Origin of the sequence: Dendronalium phyllosphericum CENA369 (assembly GCF_016056275.1) — a bacterium.
Classification (GTDB): Bacteria; Cyanobacteriota; Cyanobacteriia; order Cyanobacteriales; family Nostocaceae; genus Dendronalium; species Dendronalium phyllosphericum.
Genome location: NZ_JAECZA010000051.1, coordinates 16,812 through 29,594, shown reverse-complemented (window position 1 = coordinate 29,594; position 12,783 = coordinate 16,812). Strand labels below are relative to the sequence as shown.

Genomic DNA, 12,783 nt, shown 5'->3' with positions numbered 1-12,783 from the left:
CTGCTCCCCCTTCCCCCGTACTCCCCACACTACCCTACAATTATTAAAGGCTCCTTAACATTTCTTTGAATCATGCAGGCAACTACAGCCCCCTCTACAACCCCAATTCCTGGTAAATATTGGCAGTGGCGAGGGCACAATATTTACTATGTGCGTGCGGGAGAGAAACAACCGCAACGTCCACCCTTGCTATTGGTGCATGGGTTTGGTGCTTCCACAGACCACTGGCGCAAGAATATCACAGGACTGGATCGAGATTTTGAAGTATTTGCGATCGACCTTTTAGGATTTGGGCGATCGGCAAAACCTAAATTGCAGTATGGTGGAGACTTGTGGCGCGACCAACTTCATGATTTTATCAGTGAAGTGATTGGTCAAAAAGCAGTATTAGCAGGTAACTCTCTTGGTGGTTATGCTAGCTTGTGTGTTGCTGCACAACGTCCTGACAGTGCAGCTGGTTTAGTCTTACTCAATAGCGCTGGCCCTTTTAACCAAAGCCAGTCCACAGCCGAACCTGAAGCTTTACAAACAGAAATTCAGCCACCCAAACAATCCTCTGCTTTAGAGAATCTCCTGGGTGATTCAATGAAGTGGATTTTGCAACAACCTTTAGCCCAATTTTTATTATTTCAATACGTGCGACAACGTTGGGTAATTCGCCAAACTCTAGAAAAAGTTTATCTTGATAAAAGCGCGATTACAGATCAGTTGGTAGAAGAAATTTATCGCCCTGCTTACGATCCTGGTGCAATGGATGTATTTGTTTCTGTTTTTAATACTCCTCAAGGCGAAAAAGTTGATGTGCTATTAAAGCAATTAACTTGTCCTCTATTATTGTTGTGGGGAGAAGCCGATCCTTGGATGAATTCTAGAGAACGATCCCAAAAGTTTCGTAAATATTATCCCGAACTTACAGAACATTTTCTCAGAGCAGGTCATTGTCCTCATGATGAAATTCCAGAACAAGTAAATCAACTTTTATGCGATTGGGTTTTATCTGTTTCCCAGTGATATCGAATTGACTGTATATTCGAGGTAATGGTAGAGAAACATGTTTCTCTACCATTATTTTATTTAAGAATGTATGATTTAAGTTCTTGCTCTATTTGGTCGCTAATAATCTCAGTTCCCACACCCGGTTGTTCGAGATTAACTCTGATAAAATTTGTTTTGTCTGCTCCTGTAAACTTTTTATCATTATTTGAGTCTTTGAGAATTTTCAGAAAAATCGCATTTTGACTGGGAATTACAACCCAATTTATAATTTGGCTATTGTTTGGCGTAATTTGTTGGAGATTTTTGCCTGACAAATCAGAAAGATAGCCAATAATAGCATCTTCTGAATTGAGTTTTTTATCTTCGTTTGTATCTCGGTCAATAATTCTATACAACCAAAATTTTATCTGTGGTTTGGCTGATGCTTTAGTTTCTAATAAATCAAAGGAATTGATAATAGCCTTTTTATTTAATAAAAGATGCGTTTCCCCATCTTGTTTATGATAAAATATGATGTTATACAAGGGATTTTCTCTTTTATAAGAGCGTGAAGAATCTAAACTAATTCCTTTATCTGGTTCCGGCTCTATGACATTAACTGGAATCATCAGATAATCTAATTGCTCTTTGATTATTAACTCACCGTAGACAATATTCGGTTCTGACTTTTGCGGATCGGCAGCTTTTACTTGCTCTGTTTTTCTGGTAGTCATTGGCTCACAAGAAAAACAAAGAGTAGCCATAATAATAGCTGTAAATATTTTCTTCAAACATCTATAATTATTCATTATATTTTTCCTTTAGGGTATATTGCTGTCCTATTTTATTCGTTGATGACAAATTAGCCAGAGTTAGACCCTTTGGAAAATTAAAAATTTCAAATTTAAGATCCCATAAGTAAAATTAGGGGCTTAAAAATGGGTATTTCTGAATAAAAGTATAAAATTAAAAAATAGTTTCTTAAAACTGTTATTATCTACATCTGTGCGTAACTGACACTTTCATGCCGAAGGCAGAAACAAAAAAATTTAAGTTAAGTTAATTTCAGTTACATAATTATATTTATTTGTGGCTCTCTACCGATCGCTACTAATTATAAAAATCACTATAAAACTTAAAAACCTGGTGCAGATTGACCAGGTTTTTTAAAATTCACAGTTTTCAACTTGTTAAACTTGCTAAATTAATTGAGGAATTCAACAACTAAGGTGGACATAACAACGAGCAAACTCAGCATTTTTTGTTTTTCCGCTTTGGGATTTGGCTTTGCCTTGTAATCTTGGCTTTTTACCACTTCACTATTCATATGCTGAAACTTGCTTGGGCTACTGACCGGAGACACCAAGTCATTTGCCCGTTTAGTTTGGTTTTGCTTTATCTGGTGTCTTATTGACTAAGTTAACACTCACATGCTGGGGAAGATTCACTTGTTTACTAAAGTTGATGTTTTGTTGTATTTTGCAATCTAGATGCGAATTTTTTATCAAAAATCAAAATTTGGATTTTCAAATATATTACAAACATAGTTTGCAATTAGTTAGGAAGTAATATGGCTGGCTAGTCGGTATTGCGATCGCTAACACTATATCGTCAAAAATTAGCTAAATCGTGTTTAATTACTGTCTAAGCATACCTGAGAAACGTAATCAAGTAAAAAGAAAAGGACGCGATCGCGTTGTCCTCAACTTAGTTAAGGAGGAGAGAAAGATAGAGGAGTTGAAGAAGAATTCAGAATTCAGCAATCTTGAGCGTGGGGGATTGGAACCCGCCACTAATTGTAGACTACGCTCATCGAAGATTTAATGTGGTGTTTCACCGTTTATCCACGACTTTGCACAAAATTCATCCGCTCATTCTAGCTTCTGACTCCTGAATTCTATTTTGATAAAATTCTTAACTCCCCACTCCTAACTCTTTTTGCCATTACAATCACCGAACAGTCATAAGCGAAACGCCTAACCACCCTGCAAAGTTCTCTTTTTGTGTGGGATCGGGATTCTGTACGGGAATTACCTGATACTTAGTAGGAATCGGTGCACTTAGGGTGACACAATAGGTACGCAGTTCATCTTGATGAAAAACTGTCACTTGGATAGTGTCATTTGGTTGGTAGTCTTTAAGGCGATCGCTTAATTGATTTGCTGTGACTTTGATTCCCTCAATAGCCAGCAATTCATCACCTGCATCAATTCCCGCTTGTTGTGCTGGCGAACCTGCTTCCACAGACCTAATTATCTCCCGTCCATTGTCGGTTTTTACCTTCACACCTAGATAAGGTTCATCTTCTTGCTCTGCTACCAAATGCAACCCAAAAGGTTCCAAGTACTTATTAAAGGGTAATTCTTCAGTGCCATCTATGTAGAGTTCAAAGAAATCAGCTAAATCCATACCCGCTACAGATTCAATTACTTGTTGCAATTGTTCTGGGGTAAAGCCAATTTCTGCTTTTCCAAATTGTTGCCACATTTGCCGCATGACATCATCAAGAGAGCGCTGATTGCTATGCCGCACTCTAATCAACAAATCTAGCAACAAAGACACCATTTCGCCCTTCAAATAGTAGGACATTTGGGAATTGCTGCTATTAGCATCCGGACGATATAGTTTAATCCAAGCATCAAAACTCGATTCCGAAAGCGATTGCACTTTCCGCCCTGGTGTCGTGAGAAACCTAGTAATTTCTTTACTCCAATTATTTAAATACGACTTAGCATCATAAATTCCCGCCCGTAAAGGAATCAACAAGTCGTAGTAACTGGTAGTACCCTCACAGAACCATAGAGATGGTGTATAGTTTTCCCGGTCGTAATCAAAAATCTCTAAAGCTTTTGGCCGAATCCGCTTGACATTCCACAAGTGAAAGAACTCATGTGCCAGCAATTGCATGAAGCGCTCGTATTTCTCCTGAGAGCGAAATCCAAAACGCTGGTAAATCAACGAGCAGGAATTTTTATGCTCCAAACCCCCATAAGCTTGGGCAAATAAATGCAACAAAAACACATATCGTTCGTAGGGCAAACCGCCAAACATCTGTGCTTCGACTTGAATAATTTTCTGAATATCAGCGATCGTTCGCTGAATTTGGAAATTACCCTCTCCCCATATTGCTAGTTCGTGAGGTTTGCCCAAGACTTCAAAGTTATACAACTGATGGGAACCAATCTCAAAAGGGGAATCTACAAGAGTGTCAAAATCGACAGCACAAAAAGTATTAGCTTGCTCGCTAACAGGTGGTAAGGCAGTAGTTACTCGCCATTCTGGGCGTAGTGGTACGATGGTGACGCGAATGGGTAGCTTCTCACAACCCGGCAGTCTGAAAAACAACGCTGCACCGTTAAAATAGCCGTGGGTGCTATCTAAATGATTTGTCCGTACCGATAGCTCATTTGCGAAAATTCGGTAACGCACAGTTAATTCTGAAAAACCAGTTTTGTTGATTTGCCAGTGGTTTTTACTGATTTTCCGCCATGGCAAAGGTTTATCCCCAACAAAAGCGCCAAAATCTTGGAGATTTTTGGCGTATTCTCGGACTAAGTAGGAGCCTGGTGTCCACACCGGCATTTTTAAGTCAAGAATTGGTGACGGATAATTAACAAGTTGCAATGTCACCTCAAACAGATGTGTATCTGGTTGGGGCATTGCCACCTGGTAATGAATCGTCGGTACGGTGTCCTGGATGCCAATTTCGAGACGAGGTGCTGTTGCTTCAGTCATCTGTAGTTAGGAGTGATAAGTTCAGAGTCAATAGTTAATAGTCAATAGTTGTTAATAGTCAATAGTCAATAGTTAGTAGTAAAAAACTTTAAACTTAGGACTCAGCACATCACAATTCCATACATAACACCCTAGACTCAACACTAAGCAACACCAGTTGCCAAGGCTGTCGTTATTTGCAATATTTGCTACCCTAAAAAAAGCGTTCTACTTACAGCTTCAGGAAAGGGAGCAAGGCACTGGCTGCTCGTTACTTAGCACAGAGTTAGACTTTACCAGCTAAATTCATCAACTGTTTGAAGTTGATCAAATAAATGATGTTGTTGGTGCTGTCAATTGCGATCCAACCTTTTTCATGTAATTTTTCCATAATTTTAGTCGTTTCTTCAACTCCGATTTCTGTCACCTCTGCTAAATCTTTAAAGGGAATATTAAAAATTTCCTTGCCTTTACCTGATTCTTGCCCATAGCTTTCGCCCAAACTGACTAGAGTATGGGCAAGTTTGACAGCTGGTGGTGAAGAACGGATTTGCAAGCGTTGGTTATTTTGCCGCAATCGCCTTACCATCAATTGCAGCATTCGGTGATGTAACTGTGGATCTTTAAACAGTATTTGAATAAAACGCTCTCTGGAAATGCTGAACAATTTTACTGTTGAAAGAGCAATGACATCGGTTGAACGCGGAGATTCATCCAAAATCGCCATTTCGCCAAAAAAATCACCCCGTCCTAAAATTGCCAAAGCAACAGAATCATCTCCGCAAGTGCGTCGGACTTTAACCCAGCCAGAAACCACGAAGTAAACTGCATTACCCCAGGCATCTTCCATCAATACGGCTCTTCCAACAGGGTATTCATGTTCAATTGCAACGTTGAGCAGCCATTCCAAAGTTTGTGGGTTGGCTGTACTCAGTAAGGGGAAAAGTTCGCTAAAAACCTCAGTCTGCATGAAATATCTGCAAAATAATGACTTCAGGAGGGGAAAATTAAGCTGACTAATATAGGTTTTAAAACCGTTATCTTAATCTGAATACGGTATCAAAATTGTTACCAATCGAACCAAAACCTCTAAAGCCAATAGGTCTGAGGTTCCATTACAACATAACAATTATGGATGCGATCGCAATCAGCGCTTTCACTGACAGAATTTTTATTTGCTGCCTGTTGGAGGCTCGTTAGTTGCTGTCAATATTTTGATTTGTTGCTCTAAATTATCTACTAGTCCATTTAGGGTAACTAAAGCTTGTAGTTGCTCGGACTGGAGATTGGGATTGAGGATCAGTCTTTGGTGCAGTTCGCGCAATTTTAAGCTGAGTTGTTGAGAAATTCCTAGGGCATCTCGACTCAGACGGGTTAATTGTTGCTGCTGATAAAACTTTAAAGCTGCTCCCCGCAGTACTTGTAGTGTAGCTTCTTCACCATAGATTCCTGGCATTACACGCAGCCGTAATAACAAACGATTTTGTTGATATAGGCATTCTTTTTCTACCTGTTTTGGCTCTGCAAGGGTAGTCACAGGCAAGGAAACAAATCGTTTTAACTCATTCAGCACGCCTTGGAAAACGGATAAAGGCAGATTTTCTAATACAGACTGCAAAACTCCATTGTCACTCCAGAGTATCCTAGCTTTGTAAGGTTGTCTTTCTAAATACAAGCGACCAATTCCCCCACCCAGCACGCGCCCTAGTAATTGTTCTAGTAATTTTTTGGGTGGTAGTGTTGCTAACACTTCACTAGGACTAAAAAGTTCTGGAACTCGCACTTGCAAAATAGTCAAGTTGCTTGAATCTACTGGCTTGACAGTGTCTTCCTTGTTTGGGTTGATAGAAGTAATAGAATCTGGATGAGAGATCGGAATATTTGTTTGTTGCTGGTTTTGTTCAAAGGAGTTATTGGCAGAGGCAATCAAACTATCGGCGATACTAGTTATACTCTTTTCAGAAGTAAAGGCTGCTCCTGTTTGCTCAACTTGTTTGGCATCCGATCGCAATGTATTTTTATGGTTGAGATAGGCTGAAAGTATGGTGCGATGCGTGTCAGTGGTTATTTCCTGAATTACCATTGTGCTATTTATATAAGACAGTATGCGACTGACGTAATCCAGCGCTCCACTGTCTTGTGGATGAACCATACCTAGCAACAGTTGGCTATCCTCTAACCTAAAGGGCACAATCTGGTGGTACAAGCAAGCTTCAAAGGACAAAAAACTATCAATTAACTGGAATATCTGCTTGAGATCGCGTCCTTGCTCCTGATTTGCTTGAGTTTCAGACAAAATCTGCTGCCCACTTGCTCCGGTATCAGTTGGTTTGCCCTCTGAAGACAACATAGGTTTGATGGCTCGGTATTTCTTTATATTTTATTTTGCTCTAAGTTAGCAGTAAATAAAGATACTTTATTTACTGTATGGCAAGTCAAATTAAATACCAAGTTTTACGAGAAGATAGGGAGTGAGTTAGAGACGCGATTATACTCTTACAAGAAGCCGCTCTTATCTGACTTTTCACGGTATGTGGACGCATGAGCGAGGGTGTGGGGTGTGGGGTGTAGTCAGGCTTTCTTGTTTTCCCTACACCCTACACCCTACACCCTACCCCCAGTCTTAACGAGGGTTTGAAGACTTCCCGTGAAAAATCAGGCTCTTACGAGCGTCTACGCGGCTGTACAAGAGGCAATAGGCAAAAGTCGGTGGTGTTATCCGCAGTTTTGCGTCTCGCCGTCTTCCTTATCTGCTTCCAGTTTTTTGTACGAGTTATTCTTGAGTTCTCAAAGATTGAGCTGCAAGATAAATCTTTGTCCATTCACCCATTACCTGATGGGTTTTGAGTTTTAATTGTTGAGCTGTTGCTTCTATAGAGTTGCCTGCTTTCCGTAAATCTAGGATCTGCCGCTCAATGGGAGTTAATTTTTCATTGAGTTGCTGCCATTGGCTTTGTGTTAGCCCTAAATTATTTTCTTGTAAGGAAATCGCAAGCCAGTTATCCACGAGTTCTGGTTTATCTTTGAGGGCAAAGACACGTATAGCATGGTAACTAATTTTCTCTCGCAAACGATAGATTTCTTTAATTGGCTTATTTAGTTTCTTGGCAATTTCATCTTGAGACTTGCCTTGAAGATAGAGTTTTAACCACTCTACTGCATCTGTTCCTAAGTTTTCTTGTAAGTAATTGCCAAATTCTTTTTGTACTGTTTGCCGCTGTGCTTGTTGTTCTTCTAGTTGCTGTGCTTCTTGATATTCTGCGATCGCCTGATTGTCTACTAAATTTACTCGATTGTCGCTGTCGTCTGTGAGGATTTCTTCGGAAACTAGTCTCACTAAGTCACTGCTAGGTACTTGCGTTAAGCCGCCACGCTGAGTCCGACGCAAATAGTTTACAAATCGATACGCTAACAAAGGCTGATTGCGTACTGGTCGCAAACAATACTCTTCAATGCTGGCAAACAGCAAAGTATCTTGTAGTCGTCTATCGGTTGTGATTTCAGAAATCCAACCCATCTGCTGTTGGATGTAGGAATCGCTTTGCAATAATTCTTGGAGTACTTCTTGCAGTACATCTATCACACTGCGCTGGCGATCGCGACTTAAAGAAACCCAAGTCTGAATTTTGTTTCTTAATGTGACTAAACTCCCCAGCCGAGTAATCAGGTTGCGATAAGCACGTTCTCGCCCGATCCCCAAGTAGCGTTGGCGCAAAATCCGATAGCGATATTCCATTGCTTGCTTGGCGATGTCGAGTTCTTTAGGGTTAAGCAGATCGAACCGTGTCGAATCACGTCCCAAAAGCCAAAAAATAATACTTTCTCTATTATCTAAACTTTGTTCTGGGCACTCGGCAGCTAGCTGCTTTTGCCAATATTGCACCAGTTTTTCTGCTTCTGTTGCCATAGCGAGATTGCGTTCCTCGAAACCCTGTTTTACAGTGTGCATCACAACCCCCATTTATCGCACTTAACTTACTAGCTGGTAGTCCATGAGTCCGCCATCTTCATGAAGACATTTCAGCGCTTCTATTGTGATTACGTCTTTATTGACTAACTTTATGCAGAAATTTTCGCATTCGTGTTTTTGTTGTTAATCCCAAAACCTTAGAAATTATTGCATTTTGGGCATTTGCCTCAATTTATGCATAATTTAAAATTTTGTAAACTTTAGTTTTGGAAGTACATAATAGCAATTTAGATTTGTATGGGTGGCTATATCACTGGATTGAAAGAGGTGGAAAAAACTGACATTTTGCACCTGTCGAGAATACTAAATAGCATTTACCCCCATTTGGACGTTATTTTAACCATATAAGTTTCTTTGCTTTGTGTTTTGCTTCGACAAATGATGATTTTGGCAAGTTTCACTTTATTAGATAATTACCATTAAATTTTTAGGTAAGAATTTTGGGTTAAATATTTTCAATCAAAAATTCAAAAATTGGTCAGCATACTTCTAAACTCAAAAAAAGCTATTGAAAATTTAAAAGTACCCTTAAGGGTACTGTTTGAAGCAAGTAAAGTCTAGTGCTTGAATAACAGAATGTGGTATTAGTCGATATTAAACTTAATCACCGAGTTATTCGTAATAATCCACTAAATTGGCTGACTCAGCTTGCTAACATTAGTTCTATTAAATGACACTCTAATCCTGATATTGCGTTTTGCAAAAAATCGATAATCAAAGCTAAGAGTCAACAGTGAATAATTAATTAGTACGCTGGACTTTTAGCTTTTGTCGAATAATTAAAAATTCTCGCTTTAGCGCCCGTTTGCTGACCTAACGATTGGATTTTCCACAGAGTCGCGATACTGTTGGACTTCATCGGTATAAGCTATTGGTAGAATAGCTTCTACATTTTCATGGGGACGAGGAATTATTACCCAAGATTCTAAAGTGCCACCATAGACATTTTCTGCGGCTTCAACACCAGCAGCCATAGCGGTTTTTACCTCAGAAACATCACCGCGAATATTAACTGTAAAACGAGCGCTACCAACTCTGATATAACCAACAAGGGTAACTCGACCAGCTTTGACCATAGCATCTGCTGCTGCTAGTACAGCAGGAAAACCCTTAGTTTCAAGCGATCCAACTGCTTGTAATGACATTACTAATCTCCTGTATGAATAAACATATGTGGCGCTACAAGTTAATTGTACGAAGCTCCGCTACAGATTTTAATGGCAGAATCGCTTAGAAGATACGGAAAGGTTCGGATTTTTGAGTAAAGTGAATTGGTAGTATGGTTTCCACATTTTCCGGGGGATTGGGAACTATGTAATGGGTAATTACTGTTTCAACCTTTACTTCCTCTCCAGCATTAATGCCTTCTGCAACAGCTCTTTTTACTTCAGCCACTTGTCCCCGAACGGCGACTACAAAGCGACCGCTCTCGGCTAGACCATAATACACCAGCGTGACTGCGGCAGATTTTACCATTGCATCTGCTGCGGCTAAGACACTAGGAAAACCTAAAGTTTCAATTACGCCAACCGCCATTGGCATGGCATTAGCTCCTGAGTCAAGAATAAGTGATATTTATTGTACGAGGCTTTAGTCCTAATTTTGACATCTAGGAAAACTTTCTTCAAAGCAATAATCTTTGTTATGGCTAACGCGAGTCGAGGAAGCTAAGGGACTTTCAAATAAAAAAATAATCAATCGTTTGGGCGAGCTGGGGAAGCAGGGGAGGCTGGGGAAGCAGGGAGAGAAAGAGTCTATTCATCGTCTTCGCTCTCCAAATTGAATAATTTAATTTCTGGAAGTCCCTAAATTGCAATTTTTTAGGAAATACAATGTTGTGAATCAGTACGTATAGCTCAATTTTTGAGATGAGAACGCGATACTAGCAGGTAGTATGCAGGAGTGGGCAATTCAAGTAAACTAAAACTTATGTTTCCCAGCTTTTTACCTGCCGCGGCTAGTCAACTAACAGAATCCGAGTCGATCGCTTTAGCTCAAAGCATTCAAAGTCAAGCGATCGCAACTCCTCTAACTCGTCAACCGATTACCACAACCTACGCACATCTTGGAAGTGGCGGTACGCCAATATTACTGATTCACGGTTTTGACAGTTCTATATTAGAATTCCGTCGTCTTTTGCCACTGTTAGCAGCAGATAATCAAACCTGGGCAGTGGATTTGTTGGGTTTTGGGTTTACAGACAGACTTGCAGGGATAAAATTTAGCCCCAGTGCCATAAAAACCCATCTATATTATTTTTGGAAAACTCTAATTAATCAATCTGTAATTTTGGTTGGTGCATCGATGGGGGGTGCAACGGCGATTGATTTCACACTCACTTATCCAGAAGTGGTACAGAAACTAGTGTTAATTGACAGCGCAGGTTTAAGAGGAGGTTCGCTATTAAGCAAATTGATGTTTCCCCCTTTGGGTTATTTAGCGACTGAGTTTTTGCGGAATCCTCAAGTACGCGATCGCGTTTCTCGCGCTGCTTACAAAAATCCTAGTCTTGTCTCTGTCGATGCTCTCAATTGTGCAGCATTACACCTACAAATGCAAAGTTGGAGTCAAGCTACAATTGCTTTTACTAAAAGTGGTGGTTACAGTGCTTTTAGATTTAAAAAACTCTCAGAAATTAAACAACCAACTCTAATTTTGTGGGGCGATTCTGATAAAATTTTGGGCACGGAAGATGCCAAAAGATTTAAAAGAGCAATTCCCCAAAGTCAACTGATTTGGATTCCAGATTGCGGTCATCTTCCTCATCTAGAACAACCAAAAATCACCGCTCGACATATTCTGGAATTTCGAGGTTAAATAAAAATATTTATGTATGGGGTTGCCCTCTGCCTCTTCTTGACATACTCTGCGGACAGGTCTAATGGATACTTTGCGCCTAGTCAAAATCAGTAAATTTCTCAGCAAACATCTGCGCCACCAGCCAGATGGCATTGGTATAAAACTAGATCCTGGTGGTTGGGTTGCTGTTGAGGAACTTCTAGCTGCCTGTGCCAATCATAATTTTCCGATCGCTCATCAGGAATTACAGGAAGTAGTTGCCACCAGCGAGAAAAAACGCTTTTCCTTTGATGCTACAGGTACTTTAATTCGTGCTAATCAAGGACATAGCGTAGAAGTTGATTTGCAGTTGCAATCTGTGGTTCCCCCAGATGTGCTTTATCACGGTACGGGAAGCACAGCTGTCGAATCAATTATGCAAACGGGACTTCGCAAAATGTCTCGACACCATGTCCATTTATCAGCTGATATTGCCACAGCCAAAGTGGTAGGAGCAAGACATGGAAAACCAGTAGTTTTTGCTGTAGATGCGGCAGCAATGCATCAAGCAGGTTATAACTTCTACTGTTCTGATAACGGTGTTTGGTTGGTAGATTTAGTACCACCTGAATATCTGCATACAATTTGATGATAGCGATCGCTTTATTAATAAATGCCATTCTCTCGTCAAATGTTTCATAAGTAAAAAACACCATCTATTTCCTCATTTGCCTGCCAAATGTGGATTCTTTCGTTCATAAATTATATTTGGCAAAACTCATTACTAGCAACCAAATGCCGTCTATTCTGCTGTTAGCGTTAGGAAAAACGTAACTTTTGCTACATTTTTTTGAAGTTGGTTATTATATGCTTTGACCAATAAAGTTGGTATTAACCTTGTTTGAGTTGCTAATACCTAGCTTATTGAGTCTGGCTTGAGATTAGTCAAAAGCCTTAATCGTTATACCTCCATGCACCTTTCGCAGATAAATCTGGCAGATGGGTTACTCCAACCCGTCTGCTAATTTTTTTAAAATTTAACAGGTGTAAATAGCAATGGCAAAACAATCTGATTTTTTCTCCGATCTATCTGATTTCTTATATCCTCAAAGTTGTTACTACGGTCAATTCAAGCAAGAGTACTTAGTTTTTAACGCGAATCTACAAGAATTTGCCCAAAGAGTAAGCTACATTAGTGACTTGCAAAGCAATGGTAAGCTTTCACCTCAAGAGGCGTACGATCAAATTAAAAGCCTCTGGAAACAATTGAAACGTGCTAAAAAAGAACTCAAAATAACCTCTTCTACTTGAATGAATTCTGTACGGCAAATAAAAGTAAAGATGAA

General features: G+C 39.8%; 11 protein-coding genes. 4 read left to right on the top strand and 7 right to left on the bottom strand.

What is annotated here, in order from left to right; translation table 11 throughout:
* Nucleotides 1–72 precede the first annotated feature (72 nt).
* Nucleotides 73–1,011 (top strand): alpha/beta fold hydrolase, encoded by a 939-nt coding sequence (locus tag I8752_RS13330; protein WP_214432803.1) that lies wholly within the window; start codon nucleotides 73–75, stop codon nucleotides 1,009–1,011.
* A gap of 59 nt (nucleotides 1,012–1,070) precedes the next feature.
* On the opposite strand, the gene I8752_RS13325 is transcribed toward I8752_RS13330, so the two are convergent.
* The 7 genes from I8752_RS13325 to I8752_RS13295 form a co-directional block, all read right to left on the bottom strand.
* Nucleotides 1,071–1,784, bottom strand: a complete 714-nt coding sequence (locus I8752_RS13325; protein WP_214432802.1) for a hypothetical protein — start codon at nucleotides 1,782–1,784, stop codon at nucleotides 1,071–1,073.
* A gap of 1,141 nt (nucleotides 1,785–2,925) precedes the next feature.
* Nucleotides 2,926–4,710, bottom strand: a complete 1,785-nt coding sequence (locus tag I8752_RS13320) for a M61 family metallopeptidase (RefSeq protein WP_214432801.1) — start codon at nucleotides 4,708–4,710, stop codon at nucleotides 2,926–2,928.
* Nucleotides 4,711–4,975: 265 nt separating this feature from the next.
* Nucleotides 4,976–5,659 carry a Crp/Fnr family transcriptional regulator gene (locus I8752_RS13315; RefSeq protein ID WP_214432800.1) on the bottom strand — a complete coding sequence of 228 codons (684 nt, stop codon included), beginning with the start codon at nucleotides 5,657–5,659 and terminating at the stop codon, nucleotides 4,976–4,978.
* Nucleotides 5,660–5,860: 201 nt separating this feature from the next.
* Nucleotides 5,861–7,039 carry a pilus assembly protein PilB gene (locus tag I8752_RS13310; RefSeq protein WP_214432799.1) on the bottom strand — a complete coding sequence of 393 codons (1,179 nt, stop codon included), beginning with the start codon at nucleotides 7,037–7,039 and terminating at the stop codon, nucleotides 5,861–5,863.
* Between the two features lie 423 nt (nucleotides 7,040–7,462).
* Complete coding sequence (locus I8752_RS13305) at nucleotides 7,463–8,650, bottom strand: HetZ-related protein 2 (RefSeq protein WP_214432798.1); 1,188 nt, start codon at nucleotides 8,648–8,650, stop codon at nucleotides 7,463–7,465.
* A gap of 803 nt (nucleotides 8,651–9,453) precedes the next feature.
* The gene (locus tag I8752_RS13300) at nucleotides 9,454–9,804 is read right to left on the bottom strand and encodes a carbon dioxide-concentrating mechanism protein CcmK (protein WP_214432797.1); all 351 of its coding nucleotides are present in this window, start codon (nucleotides 9,802–9,804) and stop codon (nucleotides 9,454–9,456) included.
* A gap of 85 nt (nucleotides 9,805–9,889) precedes the next feature.
* Entirely contained in the window at nucleotides 9,890–10,201 is a 312-nt protein-coding gene (locus tag I8752_RS13295) for a carbon dioxide-concentrating mechanism protein CcmK (RefSeq protein ID WP_214432796.1), read from the bottom strand.
* A 387-nt stretch (nucleotides 10,202–10,588) separates the two neighbouring features.
* Here I8752_RS13295 and I8752_RS13290 point away from each other — a divergent pair, with 387 nt between their 5' ends.
* The 3 genes from I8752_RS13290 (at nucleotide 10,589) to I8752_RS13280 (ending at nucleotide 12,748) form a co-directional block, all read left to right on the top strand.
* Nucleotides 10,589–11,476 (top strand): alpha/beta fold hydrolase, encoded by an 888-nt coding sequence (locus I8752_RS13290; RefSeq protein WP_214432795.1) that lies wholly within the window; start codon nucleotides 10,589–10,591, stop codon nucleotides 11,474–11,476.
* Nucleotides 11,477–11,540: 64 nt separating this feature from the next.
* Nucleotides 11,541–12,086 carry an RNA 2'-phosphotransferase gene (locus tag I8752_RS13285; protein WP_214432794.1) on the top strand — a complete coding sequence of 182 codons (546 nt, stop codon included), beginning with the start codon at nucleotides 11,541–11,543 and terminating at the stop codon, nucleotides 12,084–12,086.
* A 407-nt stretch (nucleotides 12,087–12,493) separates the two neighbouring features.
* Entirely contained in the window at nucleotides 12,494–12,748 is a 255-nt protein-coding gene (locus tag I8752_RS13280) for a DUF7219 family protein (RefSeq protein ID WP_214432793.1), read from the top strand.
* Nucleotides 12,749–12,783 lie beyond the last annotated feature (35 nt).

Excerpts from the sequence above, each read along its gene's own strand:
- I8752_RS13330 (WP_214432803.1), top strand. The coding sequence starts at position 73 with ATGCAGGCAACTACAGCCCCCTCTACAACCCCAATTCCTGGTAAATAT.
- I8752_RS13325 (WP_214432802.1), bottom strand. The coding sequence starts at position 1,784 with ATGAATAATTATAGATGTTTGAAGAAAATATTTACAGCTATTATTATG.
- I8752_RS13320 (WP_214432801.1), bottom strand. The coding sequence starts at position 4,710 with ATGACTGAAGCAACAGCACCTCGTCTCGAAATTGGCATCCAGGACACC.
- I8752_RS13315 (WP_214432800.1), bottom strand. The coding sequence starts at position 5,659 with ATGCAGACTGAGGTTTTTAGCGAACTTTTCCCCTTACTGAGTACAGCC.
- I8752_RS13310 (WP_214432799.1), bottom strand. The coding sequence starts at position 7,039 with ATGTTGTCTTCAGAGGGCAAACCAACTGATACCGGAGCAAGTGGGCAG.
- I8752_RS13305 (WP_214432798.1), bottom strand. The coding sequence starts at position 8,650 with ATGGGGGTTGTGATGCACACTGTAAAACAGGGTTTCGAGGAACGCAAT.
- I8752_RS13300 (WP_214432797.1), bottom strand. The coding sequence starts at position 9,804 with ATGTCATTACAAGCAGTTGGATCGCTTGAAACTAAGGGTTTTCCTGCT.
- I8752_RS13295 (WP_214432796.1), bottom strand. The coding sequence starts at position 10,201 with ATGCCAATGGCGGTTGGCGTAATTGAAACTTTAGGTTTTCCTAGTGTC.
- I8752_RS13290 (WP_214432795.1), top strand. The coding sequence starts at position 10,589 with ATGTTTCCCAGCTTTTTACCTGCCGCGGCTAGTCAACTAACAGAATCC.
- I8752_RS13285 (WP_214432794.1), top strand. The coding sequence starts at position 11,541 with ATGGATACTTTGCGCCTAGTCAAAATCAGTAAATTTCTCAGCAAACAT.
- I8752_RS13280 (WP_214432793.1), top strand. The coding sequence starts at position 12,494 with ATGGCAAAACAATCTGATTTTTTCTCCGATCTATCTGATTTCTTATAT.